The following is a 19,981-nucleotide window of genomic DNA, read 5'->3' as shown; positions in this document are numbered from 1 at the left end:
CAATATCCCTTCCACCGAGAGGCCATCGATGAAGTACCTGGTTCACATGGACGTCAAACTGCCCGCCGGCATGCCTGCCGAAGAAGCCGCCGGAATCAAGGCCAGGGAGAAGGCCTACTCCCAGGAGCTGCAGCGTGCCGGCAAATGGCCCGAGATCTGGCGCGTGGTGGGCGAGTATGCCAACTACTCCATCTTCGACGTCGAGTCGAATGACGAACTGCACGGGATCCTGCAAGACCTTCCGCTGTTCCCGTACATGGACATCACGGTGGTTCCGCTGGCCAAGCACCCTTCTGACGTCAAGTAGGCAGCAGTCCCCGCGGCGTTCCGGGTCACTCCTTGACCCGGAACGCGGCAGCGAGTTCGCTGCGGGACCGGATTCCCATCTTCCGGTATAGCCGCGTTAGGTGGTACTGGACCGTCTTTTCGGCCAGGAACAGTGCCCGGGCGGCTTCCTTGTTCGTGGCGCCCGCAGCCACCAGTTCGGCGACAGCCTGTTCCTGCGCGGTGAGCTGGAGATGGTGGCTGCCCACCGAGGAGAGCACCGGATCGGCCGGGTCCGGCAGGTTCCCCACGTCCAGGCCCGTTGCCTTCAGCTCGCGGTCACACCGTTCCACGTACGTGGCCGCGCCGAGGGTGTCATACAGGTCGCGGGCCGCGCGCAGCACCGATGAGGCCAGGCGCCGCTTGCCCGCCCGGCGCATGCTTTGCCCGAACGCGAAACTTATCCGTGCCCGCAGATAGGGGCGGTTGAGTCCCCGGAGGTGTCCCAGCGCCGCCTCGAAGTGTTCCCGTGCCGTGTCCGGATCCCCCTGAGCGGCCAACAGCCGTCCCCTCGCCCACGCCATGCGGGCCAGGTCGGAAGGGACTTCGCGTTCGCGGTGCACTCCTTCGAAAGCGGCGAGGAACGATTCGGCCTCATCGAGCTTGTCGGTCATGACCAGCGCGTTGACGTAGGTGTCCTGCCACGGCCAGAAGGACACCCGCTGATCAGTCCAGGGATCCAGGTCCGCAAGGGGCTGCAGGGCGGCCAGCGCACTTTCGTAGTCCGCCCGGGCCTCGTGGAAACGGGCGCGGGCCAGGCTGGCCGGGACCTGCATGGCCCGGTAGGTGCCCGGCTGCACCGCGGCCTGGGAGACGTAGTACCGCGCACGGTCCCAGTCGCCCCGCATGGACCACAGCTCGGCCGCCGTCCAATACAGCAGCGGCCGGATCAGCGGCATCCGCGAAGTCTCCAGCCGCACGCTTGCCCGCGCGATAGTTGCGGCGGCGGCATCCCAGTCGCCCAGCACAAGGTGGGTGCGGGCCAGCCAGGCCTCGGCCCACAGGGAGATCCGCAGAGATCCGCCGCGGTACTCGGTAGGGGCCGCCGACTCAAAATTCACCAGCGCCGACTCCGCATTATCCAAGCGGAGGGCCAGCCAACCGGCACCCATCTGGACCCGCTGCTTCTGGGCATTCTCGGCCGCCTGGGCGGAGGCCCGCTGGTAGGAGGCCTCGGCGTCCGCTATCCGTCCCTGGGCATAGAGGCCCAACCCGTAGATGGCCTCCGACTCGATGTGCGCCGGGGTTCCGGGCTCCGTGAGCGCCATGGCCCGCTCGGCCCAGCCGGTAATCATCGGGCCGTCCCAGCAGGCCACCCCGTGCAGCACGAACCGCTGCGCTACCTGTGCCGCCGCGGCGGGTTCGTGCTGTGGATTGCTGGTGCGCCAGGCCATCTCCAGTTGGCTTTCGGCGCTGTCATTTTGGCCGGACACGGTGGACAGGTACCCCAGGACCGAGGAGCGCAGGGGCGACGGCGGCAGGGCATCTACGGCCCCGGCCCACGCCTGCGCCTGCGCCACATTGCCGGAGCCAACCAGGGCGTCGACGGCCCTGAGGAGCCGGAGGTTGCGGTCGCGGATGTCGGGGGACAGCCGCGAGGCGGAGAACAGCGCGGTGGAGGCATCCTGCCACGCCCCAACCGTGGCCTGCCGCCGCGCGAACTCTTCCAACTCGGCGGCCAGGGTTTCGTCTGCGGCCGGGGTGGCGGCTACACGGTGGCCCAACTGTTCGCCCTCGGACTGGACGGCCTCGGCGGCTACCCGGTGCAGGGCAATGCGCCGGCTCGGGACGATCTGTTCGTACACAGCCTCTGCCGCGCCGGGTTCCAGGAACACGACGGCGGAGCGGGACTGGTCCACGGACAGTCCCAGCAACCCGGCCCGGTGCCCCTCGTCGAGTGCCGCCATGACGGATTCCAGGCCAGCCACCCGGGCCACCTCTGCCAGGCCCGCGCCGGGGCCAAGCACCGATGCGGCCTCCGCAGCGGCCACCAAGGCAGGGGACGCGGCAGCCAGGACACTGCGGACCCTGGCGCGCACCCTGGAGGTGGGCCGCAGGGATGGGAACCACGACTGCCACGTTTCCGGAGGCAGCTCGCGGAGCAGCTCCACGATGGACTGGGCAATCCCGCCGGTGTGCGCCACCAGGCCGTGGGCCGCCGTCGCGCTGAGGTCCAGGCCGAACAGGCTCCGCGCCACGTCCTGGACCTGCTGCGGCGAGAGGGGTTCCAGCGGAATGCGGACCACCTGGTGGCCGGTGAGGAAGTCGAGCACCCCGGCGGGGACGCGCGGGGCGTCCATGGGGTTGAGGGTCAGCAGGAACAGGACCCGTTTGTCGTGCAGCCTGCGCATGACAAAGGTGAGGATGCGCAGGCTTTCCACGTCGAGTTTGTGGACGTCGTCGACGGCGACCACCACGCTGCCGTGCGTCTGCAGTCCTTCGAGATGGGTGCTGAGGGTTGCGGCGTAGTTGATCACCTGGGCGGGTGTCAAGGAGGCGACCGGCCCCGCCTCCCTGGCCGGGCCGCCGTCGTAATCCTTCGCTGTGCGCAGTGGCAGGGTCCGCATGAGCTGGGAATAGCCCGCGAGGGCGAACTGTGCCTCCCAGTCGTCCCCCATGGCGGACAGCACGCGGACGCCGCGGGCTGACGTCCGGCAGTGGTCCAGGAAGAGCTCCAGGAGGGCGGTCTTGCCGGACCCGGAGGGCCCGGTGAGGACCACCGTTTCCACCGTGCCCTTGCGAACGGTCCGGAGGGTTTCCAGCAGCTGCTCGAAGACGCCGGCGCGGCCAGCCAGCGGGAAATCCTCAGCCGTGTCGCCCTGGGTGGAGCCCGCCGTCATGGCTGCAATCCTACCGGAGCGGCCTGGGCGCCCCCCATGGCGTGCATCCACCGGATGCACTAGCCCAGGTCGCCGCCGGCCACCGGAAGGATGCTCCCGGTCAGATAGGACGCCTCGTCCGACGCCAGAAACACGATGGGCGCCGCCTGCTCATCCAAGGTGCCGTAGCGCTTCATGAACGAGGAGTCCACCGTCTGGTCGACAATGGCCTGATACCAGTCCTTCTCGATGGCGGATTCGGCTTCCGGCCCGCGCTTGACCTTGCGCGGCGGGGCCTCGGTGCCACCCGGGGCGGTGGCCACCACGCGGATGCCGTTCCCGGCAACCTCCATGGCCAGCGACTGGGTCAGCGCATTGACGCCGCCTTTCGCCGCTGCGTAGGGCACCCGGTGCATCCCCCGGGTGGCCACAGACGAGACGTTCACGATCGTGCCGGAGCCCTGCTCCATCATGACCGGCAGTACTGCCCGGCAGGTCCAGAGCGTGGGAAAGAGCGAGCGGCGGATTTCCTTCTCGATCTTGTCCTCGTCGTACTCCTGGTAGGGGCGGGCCCAGATGGTGCCGCCCACGTTGTTGACCAGCACGTCCACGCGCCCGTGGGCCGCGAGCGCGGCCTTGACGGCCTGGGTGGCGCCGGCGAAGGTCTCCAGGTCCGCGGTGACCGACGTTGCCGAGCCGCGGGAGCCCGATGTCCTGGCGGCCTCACCGATGCTGCGGGCAATGTCGTGGACCAGGTCCGCGCGGTCCACCAGGACCACTGCGCCGCCTTCGGCGCCGATGCGTTCCGCCACCTTCTGCCCGATCCCCTGGGCAGCCCCGGTAATGACGGCGACCTTGCCGCCGAACCTGCCGGGGGTCACGTATTGTCCGGCGTACGGTACAGCCATCAGAGGGCAGCCTTGGCGTCGATGGCACGTGCCATAGTTTCCTTTGCATCATGGGCGTGCGCTGTGATGACGGCGCGAAGGTGGTCCTTGTCGCCGCGTTCGAAGGCGTTCACTATCTCAAGGTGGTCCTGGGTGACGCGCTCGAAGATCGGCGTGCCGGCTTCGAAGGCCGCGGCCATCTGGGCGTGGACGTCCAAGCGCCGGTAGGACTCCAGGAGCATCGGGTTGTCACAGACCATGAAGAGGTACTCGTGGAATTCCTCGTTGGTGCGTGCAAACTCGTCGGGATCGGTGATGTTCCCGTCCTGCACCGAGCCGGTGGTGGCTTCGGCCAGGCGGCGGAACTGGCGCAGCTGCTCCTCGCTGAGCCTTCCCAGCAGCAGTTCGCTGACCGCAAGCTCCAGGCCCATGCGGGCGTCAAGCTGGGCGAAGCTGTCCTCCTTGCGGAAATCCAGCCGGCCGGTCTCCAGCGAGGACACCGCTTCCCCGCGGGTCATGGTGTCGCCGTCGGCCTGGATCTTTTCCACCGGAGCCGGGGCACCCGTTTCGGCGTCGCCTCCGGTGGTTTCCTTCGGTGCGAAGCGCTCGAAGTAGAAATTGGCGGGCTGGATGCCCTCGGTGTCCAGCCACTTGGAGACGGCGTTGACCATGGGCGGCGGGCCGCAGAGGTAGATGTCCACGTCACCGTCGTTGAGGTGCTTCGGTTCGATGATCTGGGTGACGTAGCCGGTGTGGGGGGCGGAGGTGCCGGGCTCGGAGGCGATGTAGTCCCAGGTGAAGCCGGGCAGCTTCGCCTCGTACGCCCGGAGCCAGTCAAGGCCCACGATGTCCGCTTCCCGGGTGAGCCCATAGATCAGGTGGACCGGGCCGGCGGGCGGCTTTTCGGAGAGCTTCTCCAGGATCGACAGGAGTGGGGCCAGCCCGGTGCCGCCTGCCAGGAGCAGCAGGGGCCGCTTGGGCTCGCGGAGGAAGAATGATCCGTAGGGGCCGGTGAATTCGATGGAGTCGCCCACGGCGGCGCGGTCGCGCAAGTATTCGGACATGGCGCCCTGCGGGGTGACACGCACCATGAAAGAGGCGTCCTGGACCTCGGGGCCGCTGCTGAAGGAGTAGGACCGCTCGGCGTCGGTGCCGGGGACCTTGAGGTTGACGTACTGTCCGGGGAGGAAGGCCAGCGCATCCCGGTTGTCCACCTCCAGGGTGAAGGACACGGTGGTGTCGGTGTGCCGGTTGAGTTCCTTGATGGTGGAGCTGAAGCTGGCCGCTGCCGTCTTCGCTGACTCCGACGTGGCCGGGATCTGGATGGCCAGGTCGGACTCCGGAACGGCCTGGCACGTCAGCAGGTAGCCCTTGTCCAGCTCCTCCTCCGTCATGGCGTCGTCGATGAAGTCACCGGGGTCGAAGGAACCGGAATCGCAGAACGCCTTACACGTGCCGCAGGCGCCGTCGCGGCAGTCCGACGGGATGTTGATGCGCGCCTTGTAGGCGGCGTCCATGACGGTCTCATAGTCACCGACCTTGATGACTTTGGTGACGCCGTCTTCGAAGCTGAGGGCTACTTTGTGGCCCATGGGGTCCTCCTGGCTGGGTGGGCGCGTCGCCGCGTCCCGGGATATGTTCTGGCGTGCCCGCGGGCACGGGAGTGGAACCTGCCGTGCGGCGCCCGAAACCACGGGCACCGGTCCGGGCAGGTCAGATCATGTAGACGTCCACCACGTGGTGGATGTAGTCGTTCTTCAGGACCACCTTCTTCTTCAGGATCACCGGCTGCGCGCCGGAAAGGTCCACCGTGTAGTAGCTGGTGCCGAAGTAGGTGTCGGTCGTGTTGTAGCGGAAGTACAGGGTGAACCAGTTGAACCGCACGTCCACCTTGCCGCCGTCGTTCGCCAACACCTCGACGTCGGTGATGTTGTGGCCCGTGCGTGGCTCGGGGAGGGAGGTTGCCGAAGACCTGTCGGTCTTGATCCGGAACACCCGGTCCTCGATGCCGCCGCGGTTGTCGTAGTAGATCAGGGATATTTCGTTCTGGGGATCCTGCGTCAGCTGGTCGTCCACGTCCCAGGCCGGCATCCAGAACTCGGAGTCCGGGTGGTAGCACTCAAGCCATTCATCGAACTGGCGGTCGTCCAGGAGGCGGGCTTCCCGGTAGAGGAACGCCCTCACGGTTTCGAGGGTGGCAATCTCGTCGGCGGACTTCAGGACCGGGGCGGTGTGGGTCAGGTTGGTCATGGGTATGCGCTCTCTGTGGTTCGGGTGGGCTTTGTCAGGCGGTAACGGGAACGGCGTCCAGCGCGGACCGCTCCTCTTCCTCCGCCAGGGCCCGGTCCATGACTTCCTTCCAGTACCCGTGCTGGATGGGGTAGAGCCCTTCATCTTCCGTGCGCACGCCGGAGGCGATCACCCGGGTCATGCCCAGGGCCTGGGCCTGCTCGTCCGGGCCGGTGATCTCGTGGGCGGAGCCGCGGGTCATGTCGTTCCACGGGGCGCTGGTGGCCCAGTAGGTCTTGTTGCAGGAGCGGAATTCCTCCAGGTCGTCCGGCGTGGCCATGCCGGTGGCGTTGAAGAAGTCCTCGTACTGGCGGATCCGCTTGGAACGGTTCTCCTGCGATTCGCCCTTGGGCGCGATGCAGTAAATAGTCACCTCGGTCTGGTCCGCCGAGATCGGCCGGAAGTGCCTGATCTGCGAGGAGAACTGGTCCATGATGTAGACGTTCGGGTACAGGCATAGGTTGCGCGAGATGTTGATCATGAAGTTCGCCATCTCCTCGCCGTACTTGGCCACCAGTTCGTCGCGGCGGTCCCAGAGCGGGCGGTCCTGGGGGTTGGTCCATTCCTGCCACAGCAGCAGGTGCCCGTGGTCGTAGGAGTAGAAGCCGCCCTTGACCTTGCCCCACTTGCCGGCGTCCATGGCCTTGGTCTTGTTGGCAGAGTCTCCGGCGCTGCGGCGGGCCGTGGTGGCAGCGTAGTTCCAGTGCACGGCGGTGACGTGGTAGCCGTCCGCCCCGTTTTCCGCCTGCACCTTCCAGTTGCCGTCATAGGTGTACGTAGAGGAACCGCGCAGCACTTCAAGGCCTTCGGGTGACTGGTCGACGATCGAGTCGATGACCTTGGTGGCATCACCCAGGTGCTCCTCAAGAGGGAGCACGTCAGCCTTCAGCGAACCGAACAGGAAGCCGCGGTAGGACTCGAAACGGGCCACCTTGGTGAGGTCGTGCGAGCCCTCCTTGTTGAAGGTCTCGGGGTAGCCGGCGTTGCGGGAGTCCTTGACCTTCAGCAGCTCGCCGGAGTTCTTGAAGGTCCAGCCGTGGAACGGGCAGGTGAAGGTGGTGCGGTTGTCCGTCTTGCGGCGGCACAGCATGGCGCCGCGGTGCGAACAGGCGTTGACGAGGCAGTTCAGCTTCCCGTCCTTGTCCCGGGTGATCATCACGGGGGTGCGTCCGATGTACGTGGTGAAGTAATCGCCCACGTGGGGAATCTGCGACTCGTGGGCGAGGTACACCCAGTTGCCCTCGAAGATGTGCTTCATCTCAAGCTCGAAGATCTCCTGGTCGGTGAAGATCTCGCGCTTGGCCCGGATAATGCCGTTTTCACGGTCGTCGATCACGGCGTCGGCAAGGACCTCGCGGGCATGGATCAGGTTCTCGGTCATGGCGTGCTCCCTCATTGGAGATTGCTGGACGGATGGTCGGGAGGTCCAGCCGGGGACGAAAACTCCCCACAGCGGACGTTGTCCAGCAATTCTTCACGCTCGTGATTGGTCTCACATCAGGTAAATACCTAGGTTCCACCAAGGGTGTCTTTATGTACAGATAAAGACAAAAAAGGAGCCTAGTTGATATTTGTAGCGTCCTTATCACCGTGCCTACGATTGAGACCGAGATCACGCGGTGCGGCGCCGGCAGAACACCAGCCCCCGCAGCCCGCGTCGGGTGCAGGAGCCCTTCCTGTCCCCATTCAATGAGGAAGGTGGACATCGTCATGACCCAAGCCCCAACGGACAGCCGCACGGAAAACGAGGGCACCGCCGTCGAAGCAGGCACCAAGGCAACCGAGCGGTTCGCAGCGTCCGGCAAGCTCGCCAGGGTGGATGTGCCCAAGGAACGAGTCAGCCTGCTGGCCGGCGCGCTGATCAAAGCCGCCAACGACATCGTCGTCGAACACCAGGTCACCTACGAGGAGTACAACGCACTCAAGGCCTGGCTCATCAAGGTGGGCATGGACGGGGAATGGCCGCTGTTCCTCGACGTGTGGCTTGAGCACACCGTGGAGGACGTCAACTCCCAGGACCGCCCCGGCACCGTAGGCACCATCGAGGGCCCGTACTACGTTCCCGGCTCCCCGGAGCTTCAGACCCCCGCCACGGTTGAAATGCGCGACGGCGAGGAGGGCACCCCGCTGCGTTTCAGCGGTCAGTTCACCGACACGGAGGGCAACCCCATTCAGGGCGCCCAGGTGGAGATCTGGCACGCCGACGCCGCAGGCTTCTACTCCCAATACGCCCCCGGCCTGCCCGAGTGGCTTTTTCGGGCCACCGTCAAAGCGTCCGATGACGGACGGTTTGAGATCAACACCATGCGGCCGGCGCCCTACCAGATCCCCACGGACGGCGCGTGCGGGCAGCTGATCAGCGCCGCGGGATGGCACGCCTGGCGTCCGGCGCACATCCATATCAAGGTGTCCGCGCCGGGCTACGAGCCGGTCACCCAGCAGCTGTACTTTCCCGGCGACCCCCACAACGCGGACGACATCGCTTCGGCGGTCAAGCCTGAACTGATGCTTGACCCCCGCCCCCGTACCGATGGAAAGGGCGAGGAAGTAGTTTATGACTACGTCCTCGCCAAGCAGGGCCAGAAGAAGTAGCACGCAAACTGGGAGACACCCCGCATGGAGGCGCTCCGGAGCTGATGCTTCGGAGCGCCTCCGGTTTCCCGTCCAGCCAGGAGCCCCGATGAGCCATCCCCGCCGCCACCCGGCCGCCACACGCGGCGGGGCAGCCGAGCCGACGCCGGAACCCTTGCTGGAACGCCCCGGCGTCCGCCCCGCCGGCCCGCGCCGGATTCTTCGCGACCTGGGACTGCCCTATGTCTCCAACGGGGCGATTGGACTCATCTTCGCGGCATCAGGACCCATCGCCGTCACCCTGGCCGTGGGGACGGCTGGCGGCCTGACCCAGGACCAGCTGTCGTCCTGGGTTTTTGGCATTCTTTTCTCGGGCGGCGCGGCGACCCTCCTGATGTCGCTCATTTACCGGCAGCCCCTGGGCTTCGCCTGGTCCATTCCCGGCACGGTACTCCTGGGACCTTCCCTTCAGCACCTGGCTTTCGCGGAAGTAGTAGGGGCGTTCTTTACGTCCGGGGTACTGATCCTCGCCCTGGGTGCCACCGGGGTGGTGCGCAGGGCCATGGCGCTGGTGCCCATGCCGATTGTGATGGCCATGGTTGCTGCGGTGTTCCTGAAGTTCGGCACCGACATCGTCGCCGCCACCCAGGACAACCCGGCCGTAGCTGTACCGATGGTGGCCGCATTCCTGGTCCTCACCGCGGTTCCTGCAGCTGGAAGGTTCCTGCCGCCGGTCCTGGGCACCCTCGTGGCAGGCTGCGTTGCCGTGGCGGCGAGCGGCCAGTTCAACCTTTCGCCCGGCGGAGCACTCATGGCCACCCCGGTTTTCACGATTCCCGAGTTCACCTGGGCCGCCCAGCTCGAGCTGGTGGTTCCCCTGGCCCTGACCGTACTGTTTGTTCAAAACGGCCAGGGCATTGCTGTCCTTCGCGCTGCCGGCCATCAGCCGCCGGTCAATGCCTTCGCCATTGCTTCCGGCGCGTTTTCGGTGCTGAACGCCGGATTCGGCGCCGTTTCGGCGTGCGTTACCGGCCCCACCAACGCCCTTCTGACATCGTCAGGGAGCCGGCAGCGCCAATACACGGCTGCCGTTGCGTACGGCCTCATGGCCCTGGTGTTCGCAGCGTTTGCCCCCACGTTGACCCGGCTGATGCTGGCCGCGCCGAAGGAGTTTGTGCTGGCACTGGGCGGTATCGCGATGCTGCGGGCCCTCCAGCAAGCCTTCGTCACCGCCTTCGCAACCAACTTCACCCTGGGCTCGCTGGTGACCTTCGTGGTGACCATCTCCGGCATGAACCTCTTCAACATCCATGCGGCCTTCTGGGGCCTGGTCATCGGTTACGCCGTGTCCCGCCTGCTGGAGCCCACACACCACACCGGGCTGTAAGGCCGCCGGGCGTGTGCGCAATTACGTCCCCCCGGCGGGGATTCTTCTGCGTCAGCGCGGGTCCGGCTCAACCGCCCACGCCAGCCGGTGCAGGAACGTGGCGGTCCTGCTCCTGAAAGCCCGCCATGCAAGGCACGTCCGGGCCGGCTGTGTGACGATTTGCGGCGCGTCGGGCTGCGCGCTTCTGCTTCTGCCGATAGCGCCGGCAAATAAAAGGGCCATGAGGCTCGCGCTTTCCATCGTGCTCCAAGCTGTACAGACATCAGGGTGTGTGCACAGAACGTGCCCTGCGGAAGAACGCTTCAAACACTGCCGGCAGGCAGGGGTTCCGATTCCGAAAATGGGTTCCTGGCCGGTTAGGCAATAGTCTGGCCAGATGGGGACCAATACCGTGAACTCCGGCGAACAGCTCGACAGGCAGTCGCGCATTCTTGACGCAGCGATGGATCTGCTGTCCCGCCACGGTATTGCCGGCGTCAGCATGCGGGCCGTGGCGCGCGAGGCGGGCGTGGCACTGGGCCTGGTCAACTACTACTACGACGACAAAACCACGCTGATCCGGGCAGCCCTGGGCCGCGTGGACGAACACGACCTCCTGCTCGTCGCCCCCGACCCGTCACTGTCCCCCGAGGAGCAACTCCGCAAGGCGCTCCGGCGGGTGGCAGGCGCGGACCTGCTCACCACGCGCTACCTGTCCCTGCGCCTGCATCTTTGGGCGCTGGCCCAGGCCGATGAAGATTATGCGCAGATCAACGCTGCCGCCTTTGACCGGTACATCGACGGGCTCGCGGCCCTGGTGTCAAGCGCCAATCCGGATCTGCCCTGGAACGCCTGCAGGGAGCGGGCCTCGGACATCGTGGTCATCCAGAACGGCATGTGGCTGACGGCGCTGCTCGGGGTGGACAAGGCCTCCATTCAACGAAGTATTGCGCGGACGGAAGAGATTGCCTTCGCGCCGACCGGGGATCCCCTCCCGGGCAAAAGCGCCACGGACGGCGAACCGCACCAGCCCTGAACGCACGCCGGCAAGGCAACCTTAACGCCATAAAGATCTTTGAACAAGTGTTCAAGAAATCTATTGAACACTCGTTCAAAGTGCATTACTGTCCTCGGTATGACTTACGCCACACCAGCGCAGGACGTCACCCGAGGCGCTGAAACCAAAGCAGCAACCACCCTGTTCATCAACGGCTCGTGGGAACCCGCGGCATCCGGAGCCGTCCGCGAAATCCGGAACCCTGCCGATGGTGAACTGGTCGCCACAGTCTCCGAGGCCGGCCGGGAAGACGCAGAGCGCGCGATTGCCGCGGCGCGGAAAGCGTTCGACTCGGGCGCCTGGTCCAGCGTCCCGGCACCGGAGCGCGGCGCGTTCCTCCTGAAGGTCGCCGCCGGGCTGCGGGAACGCCGGGAGAAGTTCGCCCGCGCCGAATCGCTGGATACCGGCAAGCGGATGGTCGAAAGCCGGATCGACATGGACGACATCGCGGCCTGCTTCGAATACTTCGGCAGGCTCGCGGGCCAGCAGGCGGGCCGGATCGTCGACGCCGGGAACGCCGACGTCGTCAGCAGGATCGTGTACGAGCCCGTCGGCGTCTGCGGCCTGATCACGCCCTGGAACTACCCCCTGCTCCAGGCTGCGTGGAAGATCGCCCCCGCGCTGGCCGCCGGCTGCACGTTCGTCCTCAAGCCCTCAGAACTGACCCCGTCCACCAGCATCCTTGCCATGCAGCTGCTGCAGGACCTCGGCCTGCCGGACGGCGTCGCCAACCTCGTCACCGGCGCCGGGGCCCAGGCGGGCGCACCGCTCTCGGAACACCCCGACGTCGACCTTGTGTCCTTCACCGGTGGGCTGGAAACCGGCAAGCGCATCGCCGCGGCGGCCGCCGGCACCGTCAAGAAGGTGGCGCTGGAGCTCGGTGGCAAGAACCCCAACGTGGTGTTCGCCGACGCGGACTTCGACGCCGCCGTCGACAATGCCCTCAACGGCGCGTTCGTCCACTCCGGCCAGGTGTGCTCGGCCGGGGCACGGCTGGTGGTGGAGGAATCCATCGCCGAACGCTTCGTCGCCGAGCTGGTCCGCCGGGCCAAAAACATCCGGCTGGGCGGCCCGTTCGACGACGCCGCCGAAACCGGTCCGCTGATCTCCGCGGCGCACCGCGACAAGGTGCACGCCTACGTGCAGCGCGGCATCCAGGAGGGCGCGCGGCTGCGTACCGGCGGCGTGGCACCTGAAGGAGAGAAGTACGACGCCGGCTTCTACTACCAGCCGACCGTCCTGGACCAGGTGCAGCGGGGGATGTCCGTGGTCACCGACGAGGCGTTCGGCCCGGTGGTCACCGTGGAGACCTTCCGCACGGAGGACGAGGCCGTGGCCACCGCCAACGACACCATCTACGGCCTGGCCGGCGCCGTCTGGACGCAGGACGCCGGCCGGGCGCAGCGCGTGGCCGGCCGGCTGCGGCACGGCACCATCTGGATCAATGACTACCATCCCTACCTCCCCCAGGCCGAGTGGGGCGGCTTCGGCCAGTCCGGCGTCGGCCGCGAGCTGGGCCCCACGGGCCTGGCCGAATACCAGGAAGCCAAGCACATCTACCAGAACACCAGCCCGCAGGTCACCGGCTGGTTCGCTGACAACGGCAAGGAGAGCTAGATGCACTACGACAACATTGACGACGTCACCGACCGCGGGTTCGACTACGTCGTCATCGGCGGCGGGTCCGCGGGGGCGGCAGTTGCAGCGCGGTTGAGCGAGGACCCGGAGGTGACCGTGGCCCTCGTCGAGGCGGGCCCGGACGACCGGAACCTGCCCGAGATCCTGCAGCTGGACCGCTGGATGGAGCTGCTGGAATCCGGCTACGACTGGGACTACCCGGTGGAACCGCAGGAGAACGGCAACTCCTTCATGCGCCACGCCCGCGCCAAGGTCATGGGCGGCTGCTCCAGCCACAACTCCTGCATCGCTTTCTGGGCTCCCCGGGAGGACCTGGACGAATGGGAGGCCAAATACGGCGCCACCGGCTGGAACGCCGACGCCGCATGGCCCCTGTACAAGAGGCTGGAAACCAACGAGGACGCCGGACCGGACGCACCCCACCATGGGGACTCAGGCCCCGTGCACCTGATGAACGTGCCCCCGGTGGATCCTGCCGGCGTCGCGCTTTTGGACGCCTGCGAACAGTCAGGCATCCCCCGCGCGAAGTTCAACTCCGGCACCACTGTCATCAACGGCGCCAACTTCTTCCAGATCAACCGCCGCGCGGACGGCACCCGCGCCTCCAGCTCGGTCTCCTACATCCACCCGATCATCGACCGCCCCAACTTCACGCTGCTGACCGGCCTTCGCGCCCGGCAGCTGGTCTTTGATGCGGACAAGCGCTGCACCGGCGTGGACGTGGTGGACGGGGCGTTCGGCCGCACCCACCGTCTCACCGCATACCAGGAAGTCATCGTCTCCACCGGCGCCATCGACTCCCCCAAGCTGCTCATGCTCTCCGGCATCGGCCCGGCAGCGCACCTCGCCGCGCACGGCATCGAGGTGCTGGCGGACTCCCCCGGCGTGGGCGAGAACCTGCAGGACCATCCCGAAGGCGTGGTCCAGTTCGAGGCCAAGCAGCCCATGGTGCAGACGTCCACCCAGTGGTGGGAAATCGGCATCTTCACCCCCACCGAGGACGGCCTGGACCGCCCCGACCTGATGATGCACTACGGCTCGGTCCCCTTCGACATGAACACGCTGCGGCACGGCTACCCCACCACGGAGAACGGCTTCAGCCTTACCCCGAACGTGACGCACGCCCGCTCGCGCGGCACGGTCCGGCTGCGCAGCCGCGATTTCCGCGACAAGCCCATGGTTGACCCGCGCTACTTCACGGACCCCGAAGGCCACGACATGCGCGTTATGGTGGCCGGCATCCGCAAGGCCCGTGAAATCGCCGCCCAGCCCGCCATGGCCGAATGGACCGGCCGCGAACTCTCGCCCGGCGTCGGGGCGCAGACCGATGAGGAACTGCAGGACTACATCCGCAAGACCCACAACACGGTCTACCACCCCGTCGGCACGGTCCGGATGGGCGCGTACGACGACGACATGTCGCCGCTTGACCCCGAGCTGCGCGTGAAGGGAGTCACCGGACTCCGCGTCGCCGATGCGTCCGTCATGCCCGAACACGTCACCGTCAACCCCAACATCACCGTCATGATGATCGGCGAGCACTGCGCCGATTTGATCCGCGCCGGCAGGACAGGAGAAACCACGACGGCGGAGCTCGAGCTCAGCGCATCGCCCGCCTAGGCACCAAACAGCAAGCCCCTTTCCGCAAGACGCCCGGCGTTCACCAGGCAACGCCGGGCCACCACCCCCTTTTTGACCTTCTCCGCACCCCAGGGCGGCCGGTCCCATCGTGCTTTTCTGATCTAGGAGTCCATATTGGAACCCAGCAAGAGTATTGATTCAAGCGGCATGGACGAATTTGGCTACACCCAGACGCTGGACCGAAGCATCGGCAAGTTTGCCAGCTTCGCCGCAGGCGTCAGCTACATCTCCATCCTCACCGGTGTTTTCCAGCTGTTCTACTTTGGCTTTTCCATGGCCGGCCCGGCGTACGCCTGGTCCTGGCCCATCGTGTTCGTCGGCCAGCTGATGGTGGCCCTCTGCTTTGCCGAACTTGCCGGCCGCTATCCCGTGGCCGGTTCCGTCTACAACTGGGCCAAGCGCCTGGCATCCGGGACGTCGTCCTGGCTGGCCGGATGGCTGCTGCTGTTGTCCTCCATCATGGCCTTGGGCTCGGTGGCCCTGGCCCTGCAGATCACCCTCCCGCAGCTCTGGTCCGGCTTCCAGTTCATCGGTGACGGCACCGGCCCCTATGACTTCGCCATGAACGGCGTGGTCCTGGCAACGATCATGATCACCATCTCCACGCTCATCAACGCGTTCGGCGTGAAGCTGATGACCCGGATCAACAGCATCGGCGTCTTCGTGGAACTGATCGCGGCCGTGCTGCTGATCCTGGCCTTGGGCTGGCACGTGGTCCGCGGACCGGAGGTCTTCTTCGACACCGCCGGCTTCGGCGAGGGCCACGACCTCGGCTTCTTCGGCGTCTTCCTGATCGGCGCCATGGCCTCCGGCTATGTGATGTACGGCTTCGATACGGCCAGCTCCCTGGGCGAGGAAACCAAGGACCCCAAGCGCACCGCGCCCAAGGCCATCCTCCGCGCCGTCACGGCCTCGTTCATCCTGGGCGGCCTGATCCTGCTCTTCGGCATCCTGGCCGCACCGGACCTCACGGACCCGGCAGTGGGGGCTGCCGACGGCGGCCTGCAGCACATCGTGCTCTCCGTCCTGGGCGGTCCTTTCGGCAAGGCTTTCCTGGCCTGCATCGTCGTCGCCGTGGTGGTCTGCACCCTGGCCGTGCACGCCGCCGCCATCCGCATGATGTTCGCCATGGCCCGCGACAACAACCTGCCGTTCAGCCGCCAGCTCAGCAAGGTGGACCCTGTCCGCAGGACCCCCACCGTCGCCGCGATCGTCATTGGCGTCATGGCCGTCATCCCGCTGCTGGTCAACGTCATGCAGCCCGCCATCTTCACCATCCTGTCCAGCATCAGCATCGTCCTGATCTACCTGTCCTACCTGCTGGTCACGGTCCCCCTGCTGCGCAAGCGGCTCCAGAAGAAGTGGCCCCTGCTGGACCAGAATTCCCAGGCGGGATTCAGCACCGGTAAGTGGGGGCTGCCGGTGAACATCCTCGCGGTCCTCTGGGGCGGTGCCATGACAGTGAACCTGGTCTGGCCCCGGCCCGAGATCTACAACTCGGTGCCGCCCTTCGAGTGGTACCTGCAGTGGGGCGGCGTGATCTTCGTTGCCGCCGTGGTGATTGGCGGCGCGCTGCTCTACCGGCTGAAGATCCGGCACCAGACCGGGGTGCTCGCCGAGCATGCCGCCGCCGTCGCCGCCCACCCGTCGTCACGTTCTGCCAGGCCGGACGCTGCGGCTGGACCTGACGCTCCGGTAGAGCACCACATGGCGGACGTGAAGGTCCCATAAGGCTGCTGCTGCAGCAGGGTCCGCTGCAGCAGCTCATTTCAAGGGAAGGGTCGACGACGGCAGCCGCGCCGTCGCCGGCCCTTTCCCCTGCACACACGACTCCTTGGCGTCACACAAGGCGGCGGCATCCGGCCGTGGGGGCGCAACGGCCTACCCTTGACAAGTGACATTGACTAAGATCCGGACCGCCGCCGCGAGCACCTTCGCCGCCGCAGGTCTCCTGCTGACCCTCGCCGCCTGCTCCACGCCGGCCGCCACCCAGTCCACTTCCTCTGCAGCCGCCTCCACGGCCGCGGCTTCAACCAGCGCCGCCTCGTCCAGCACCTCCTCCGGCCCCTGCGCCGGCGTGAAGGTCATCGTCGATTCGGCTTCACTGAAGCAGTCAGCCGCCGACACGTCCGTCTGCGTGCCCGTGGACGCCACCACCCCGGCAGCCAAGGTCCTCGAAGAGGCGAAGGTGAAGATCGAGGGCACCGCTAAGTACCCCACGAGCTTCGCGTGCCGCGTCAACGGTGTGCCCGCTGCGGACTTCGACATCAAGCACAAGGGTGGCACTATCCGCGAAGCGTGCGATGACAAAAACACTGTTTCTTATTGGGCCCTCTGGGTGAAGCCCGCCGCCGGCACGTGGGCCTACGCCCAAGAAGGCCTGGACAGCCTCAAGCTCAACCCCGGCGAGAGCCTTGAACTGCTCTACACGGTGGACAACGAACCGGCCGCGCCCACGGCATGACCTTCCGATCCGCGCCGCTGCGCGCCGGCGCCGTTCTCGCCGTCGTGTTCATCGCGGCGCGGGTCGTCTACCGCGTCCTCTTCAACGGGGCAGGCATCGGCGCGCCGCTCCTGCTCAACCTGGCGCCAATCCGCCTGCCGGCCCCGTACGCCCATGTGGTCCTCCTCGGTCCGGTCACGGCACCGGGCCTGTGGGCTGCGGTCCTGTCCGCCCTGCCGATTGCGGCGACCATCCTCGCGTTCGGCCTGCTCAACGCCTGGGTGGATGTGGCCCGCGGCTTCACCCGACTGGCCCGGGGCGGCCCCCTGCAGGGCATTGCGCGCATGCTTGTGGTGGCATGGGCGGCGCTCCCTGCACTGTCCGACGCCGTCACGTCCGTCCGCCTGGCCTTCCGGCTGCGGGGTGAGCGCTTCGGGCCCCGGGCCCTGGTTCCCGTGCTCGAACGCACGCTTGAACACGCCAGCCGCGTTGCCGCCGCCCTGGAGCTGCGCGGATTCGGCAGCCGGGGTTCGGCGGTCCCCGACGGCAACGCGCCGCTCCTGGTCCGCGACGCCCAGTTCAGGATTGGGGACGCCTGGCTGCGCGTCGATGCCTTCAGCCCGCCGGCCGGGCAGGTTTCGGTCATCACCGGCGCCACCGGCTCCGGGAAGTCCACCATCCTGCGTGGCATCGCGGGGCTGCTTTCGCATGTGGATGGTGGCCAGATCGCGGGAACCGTCCGCGTCGGCGGCATGGACCGCGCCGGTGTGCCGCCGCGCGATACGGCAGGCCTGATCGGCGTCGTCCTGCAGAATCCGCGGGCCGCGTTCGCCACCACCCGCGTCCGGGACGAGATCGCGCTGGCACTCGACCTGCGCGGGGTGCCATCCGTTGACTCCAGGGCCCGCGTTCAGGAAGTGGCGGAGAGCATCGGGGTGTGCGCCCTGCTGGACCGGAACCTCAGCACCCTCTCGGCTGGTGAAGCAACCCTCGTGGCCATCGCGGCCGCCGTCGTGAACCAGCCGGCCTTGCTCCTGGTGGACGAACCCCTGGCCGACCTCGACACCGCGGCCCGCGGCCGCGTCACCGCGGTACTTGACGCCCTGGCCCGGGACGCCGGAGTGTGCGTCATCGTGGCCGAGCACCGTGCGCACGCCTTGGCGCCCGTGGCTGATTCCTGGTGGACCATCGAAGCGCACTCTTTGGTGCCGGGGGCTGCGCCCTCCGCCCCGGCCGCCGAGGTTGTGCGTGCCACGCCAGTTCCCGGCCCCGAACGGCCGGCCGTCCTGACGGCAACGAACCTTTCTGTCCACCGCGAGGGCAGTCCGCTCGTGCGCGACGCCTCCGTAACCCTGCACCGCGGTGAGGTGGTGGCCCTGGTGGGGCCCAACGGTGCCGGGAAGTCGTCGCTCCTGGTGGCGCTCGCCCTGGGCAAAGGGACGCGCAGGAACGGCAGGCGCAGAAGAACGGACGACGGCGGAACGATCGACGGCGGCCGGGTCACCCTGGTGCCCGACGCCTCGGACGACCTCTTCACCCGGGACACGGTGGCAGGAGAACTGAAGGCGGCGGAACGGCGGCTGCAGCGCAGCAAAAACGGCGCTGCGATTGCGGCCGGTTCCGCAACTGCCCGCCTTGCCCGGCTGCGCGGAGCGGCGGGAATGCCCACCGGCCACGAGCACCCCCGGGACCTGTCCGCCGGGGAACGCAGGATCCTTGCCATCACGCTGCAGACCATGGACGCTCCGGACGTTCTCCTGATCGATGAGCCCACCAGGGGACTGGATCCTGCGGCCCGGGACGCCGTCTCCTCGGCGCTGCGGACCGCAGCGGAGGACGGTGCGGCTGTCCTGGTCGCCACGCACGACCTCGATTTCGCTCACAGCCTGGGCGCCCGGATCCTCCCGATGCGTGGCGGCGTAGCCCCTTCATCCGAGACGCCTCCTGCCCCAGAGCCGTTCGTCCCGTCTGCCCGGCCCGCGCCTGGGGACCCCACACCAACGGGCGAGCGCGAACCGGCAGAGGCTGCGGGTGCGCAGACCCAGCCCCGGCCCCGGATGCCCCGTTCCGTGGAGCTCACCCTGCTTGCCACGGCCAACCTCGTGGCCCTCGCAGCATTCTGCTGGCCGCTGCTGGCCGCGGCACTCCCCCAGGACGCGGCCGCCGCAACCCCGTACGCAGCCCTCGCGATCGCACCCGTGGCAGCTGTCGCCGTCGTGCTTTCCCTGGACGGATCCGTCCGCTCGGCACACATGGTCGCGTTGCTCGGCGTGCTGGCTGCCGTCGGTTCCGCCGTTCGGGTGGCGAGCACCGGCGTCGGCGGCGTGGAGGCCGTCTTCATCCTGTTGATCCTTGCCGGCCGGGCGTTCGGTGCCCGCTTCGGGCTGCTGCTCGGCGCCGCCACCATCGCCGTGTCCAGCGCGCTGTGGGGCGGCATCGGGCCGTGGACGCCGTTCCAGATCTTCGCCTGCGCGTGGGTGGGCGCCGGAGCCGGACTGCTGCCCCGCCGGGTGCGCGGCAAAGCCGAGCTGTGGATGCTGGCGGGCTACGGCATCGTTGCGTCCTACCTCTTCGGGCTGCTGCTGAACCTGTGGTTCTGGCCCTTCGCGGTGGGCGGCGGCACGGGGATCTCCTATGTGCCGGGCGCGCCGCTGGGCACCAACCTCAGCAGCTTCGTGCTGTACTCACTGCTGACGTCGACGGCGGGCTGGGACACGTTGCGTGCCGTCACCACGGTGATCGGCATCGCCGTGGTGGGCCGGGCAATCCTTGCCGCGCTGCGGCGGGTGAAGCCGGTGTCCGCGGGGACGTTCAGCATCGACGGGCGGTCCCAGCACACCGCGCACGGCGAATCGGTGCCGGGAAAACCGGCCGATGCCCATCGGTGATGACGGGTTGCCATAAAGTACTGAATTTGTGACACTGATGTCCTCTGTTCCCCAGTGT

At 67.4% G+C, this 19,981-nt stretch carries 14 protein-coding genes; 9 read left to right on the top strand and 5 right to left on the bottom strand.

The annotated features are described in order from the left end of the window. Positions 1-28 precede the first annotated feature (28 nt). Entirely contained in the window at positions 29-307 is a 279-nt protein-coding gene (catC, locus tag AC2JAJ_RS09265) for a muconolactone Delta-isomerase (RefSeq protein WP_221387373.1), read from the top strand. Between the two features lie 25 nt (positions 308-332). Here catC and AC2JAJ_RS09260 read toward each other — a convergent pair whose 3' ends face one another. The 5 genes from AC2JAJ_RS09260 to benA all read right to left on the bottom strand — a co-directional run bounded on the left by AC2JAJ_RS09260 (position 333) and on the right by benA (position 7,700). Then, on the bottom strand, positions 333-3,164 hold the full coding sequence (locus AC2JAJ_RS09260; protein ID WP_486416086.1) for an AAA family ATPase: 2,832 nt from the start codon (positions 3,162-3,164) through the stop codon (positions 333-335). Between the two features lie 59 nt (positions 3,165-3,223). Beyond that, on the bottom strand, positions 3,224-4,051 hold the full coding sequence (locus tag AC2JAJ_RS09255) for a 1,6-dihydroxycyclohexa-2,4-diene-1-carboxylate dehydrogenase (protein ID WP_486416087.1): 828 nt from the start codon (positions 4,049-4,051) through the stop codon (positions 3,224-3,226). Continuing rightward, complete coding sequence (benC, locus tag AC2JAJ_RS09250) at positions 4,051-5,622, bottom strand: benzoate 1,2-dioxygenase electron transfer component BenC (RefSeq protein WP_501053455.1); 1,572 nt, start codon at positions 5,620-5,622, stop codon at positions 4,051-4,053. Before benC ends, AC2JAJ_RS09255 begins: the two co-directional genes overlap by 1 nt. A gap of 121 nt (positions 5,623-5,743) precedes the next feature. Continuing rightward, entirely contained in the window at positions 5,744-6,280 is a 537-nt protein-coding gene (gene benB, locus AC2JAJ_RS09245) for a benzoate 1,2-dioxygenase small subunit (protein ID WP_221387369.1), read from the bottom strand. Between the two features lie 34 nt (positions 6,281-6,314). After that, the gene (benA, locus tag AC2JAJ_RS09240) at positions 6,315-7,700 is read right to left on the bottom strand and encodes a benzoate 1,2-dioxygenase large subunit (RefSeq protein ID WP_486416089.1); all 1,386 of its coding nucleotides are present in this window, start codon (positions 7,698-7,700) and stop codon (positions 6,315-6,317) included. Positions 7,701-8,029: 329 nt separating this feature from the next. Between benA and catA the strand changes: the two genes are divergently transcribed. The 8 genes from catA to AC2JAJ_RS09200 all read left to right on the top strand — a co-directional run bounded on the left by catA (position 8,030) and on the right by AC2JAJ_RS09200 (position 19,923). Then, entirely contained in the window at positions 8,030-8,911 is an 882-nt protein-coding gene (catA, locus tag AC2JAJ_RS09235; RefSeq protein ID WP_486416090.1) for a catechol 1,2-dioxygenase, read from the top strand. An 88-nt stretch (positions 8,912-8,999) separates the two neighbouring features. After that, on the top strand, positions 9,000-10,277 hold the full coding sequence (locus tag AC2JAJ_RS09230; protein WP_486416091.1) for a benzoate/H(+) symporter BenE family transporter: 1,278 nt from the start codon (positions 9,000-9,002) through the stop codon (positions 10,275-10,277). 376 nt (positions 10,278-10,653) lie between these two features. Then, positions 10,654-11,292 (top strand): TetR/AcrR family transcriptional regulator, encoded by a 639-nt coding sequence (locus AC2JAJ_RS09225; RefSeq protein WP_486416092.1) that lies wholly within the window; start codon positions 10,654-10,656, stop codon positions 11,290-11,292. Positions 11,293-11,391: 99 nt separating this feature from the next. Beyond that, on the top strand, positions 11,392-12,930 hold the full coding sequence (locus AC2JAJ_RS09220; RefSeq protein WP_486416093.1) for an aldehyde dehydrogenase family protein: 1,539 nt from the start codon (positions 11,392-11,394) through the stop codon (positions 12,928-12,930). After that, complete coding sequence (locus AC2JAJ_RS09215; RefSeq protein WP_486416094.1) at positions 12,931-14,571, top strand: GMC family oxidoreductase; 1,641 nt, start codon at positions 12,931-12,933, stop codon at positions 14,569-14,571. It begins immediately after the preceding gene. 168 nt (positions 14,572-14,739) lie between these two features. Further along, positions 14,740-16,323: an APC family permease gene (locus AC2JAJ_RS09210; RefSeq protein WP_486416095.1), complete on the top strand. Its 1,584-nt coding sequence runs from the start codon at positions 14,740-14,742 to the stop codon at positions 16,321-16,323. A 163-nt stretch (positions 16,324-16,486) separates the two neighbouring features. Further along, complete coding sequence (locus AC2JAJ_RS09205; protein ID WP_486416096.1) at positions 16,487-17,056, top strand: hypothetical protein; 570 nt, start codon at positions 16,487-16,489, stop codon at positions 17,054-17,056. Further along, entirely contained in the window at positions 17,053-19,923 is a 2,871-nt protein-coding gene (locus tag AC2JAJ_RS09200; protein WP_486416097.1) for an ATP-binding cassette domain-containing protein, read from the top strand. Before AC2JAJ_RS09205 ends, AC2JAJ_RS09200 begins: the two co-directional genes overlap by 4 nt. Positions 19,924-19,981 lie beyond the last annotated feature (58 nt).

The organism is Arthrobacter sp. MOO21 (genome assembly GCF_057369995.2).
Note: the sequence above shows the minus strand (reverse complement) of the source record. Positions and strands in the feature narration are given on the sequence as shown.

Coding starts and splice junctions, on each gene's coding strand:
- catC (WP_221387373.1), top strand. CDS start 29: ATGAAGTACCTGGTTCACATGGACGTCAAACTGCCCGCCGGCATGCCT.
- AC2JAJ_RS09260 (WP_486416086.1), bottom strand. CDS start 3,164: ATGACGGCGGGCTCCACCCAGGGCGACACGGCTGAGGATTTCCCGCTG.
- AC2JAJ_RS09255 (WP_486416087.1), bottom strand. CDS start 4,051: ATGGCTGTACCGTACGCCGGACAATACGTGACCCCCGGCAGGTTCGGC.
- benC (WP_501053455.1), bottom strand. CDS start 5,622: ATGGGCCACAAAGTAGCCCTCAGCTTCGAAGACGGCGTCACCAAAGTC.
- benB (WP_221387369.1), bottom strand. CDS start 6,280: ATGACCAACCTGACCCACACCGCCCCGGTCCTGAAGTCCGCCGACGAG.
- benA (WP_486416089.1), bottom strand. CDS start 7,700: ATGACCGAGAACCTGATCCATGCCCGCGAGGTCCTTGCCGACGCCGTG.
- catA (WP_486416090.1), top strand. CDS start 8,030: ATGACCCAAGCCCCAACGGACAGCCGCACGGAAAACGAGGGCACCGCC.
- AC2JAJ_RS09230 (WP_486416091.1), top strand. CDS start 9,000: ATGAGCCATCCCCGCCGCCACCCGGCCGCCACACGCGGCGGGGCAGCC.
- AC2JAJ_RS09225 (WP_486416092.1), top strand. CDS start 10,654: ATGGGGACCAATACCGTGAACTCCGGCGAACAGCTCGACAGGCAGTCG.
- AC2JAJ_RS09220 (WP_486416093.1), top strand. CDS start 11,392: ATGACTTACGCCACACCAGCGCAGGACGTCACCCGAGGCGCTGAAACC.
- AC2JAJ_RS09215 (WP_486416094.1), top strand. CDS start 12,931: ATGCACTACGACAACATTGACGACGTCACCGACCGCGGGTTCGACTAC.
- AC2JAJ_RS09210 (WP_486416095.1), top strand. CDS start 14,740: ATGGACGAATTTGGCTACACCCAGACGCTGGACCGAAGCATCGGCAAG.
- AC2JAJ_RS09200 (WP_486416097.1), top strand. CDS start 17,053: ATGACCTTCCGATCCGCGCCGCTGCGCGCCGGCGCCGTTCTCGCCGTC.